Origin of the sequence: Shigella sp. FC1967, from assembly GCF_001743005.1 — a bacterium.
Classification (GTDB): Bacteria; Pseudomonadota; Gammaproteobacteria; order Enterobacterales; family Enterobacteriaceae; genus Proteus.
In genome coordinates this window covers 1-288 of the sequence record NZ_MIIZ01000121.1, presented here as the reverse complement: position 1 = coordinate 288, position 288 = coordinate 1, and the positions used below count along the sequence as shown (strand labels likewise).

General features: G+C 46.5%; 1 pseudogene. It reads right to left on the bottom strand.

Going from position 1 to position 288, the window contains the following annotated elements:
* A pseudogene (locus tag BHE89_RS01085) lies at nucleotides 1–288 on the bottom strand (RNA-guided endonuclease TnpB family protein); the annotation flags it as partial.

Sequence of the window (288 nt, the reverse complement as noted above, 5' to 3'; positions counted from 1 at the left end):
AATCTTATTGCCGTCTGATTTGATGGCGTAATGACTCAGCCCCACATCAAGCCCCGTGATATTTGATATCAATGTTGGCTTTGCCGGTGCTTCTACCCCGTCATCACAGAGTAGTGACGCATAGTATTTTCCGGTTGCGCTGCGGCTCAGTGTGATACTTTTCAGCGCCCCCGTAATTTCACGATGTAAACGCGCTTCAATCGGTGCAATTTTCGGGATTTTTATCGCGCCATCAATGACTTTGATCCCGACACAATGATAGCTAGATTGTCTGCCATGCTTACTTTT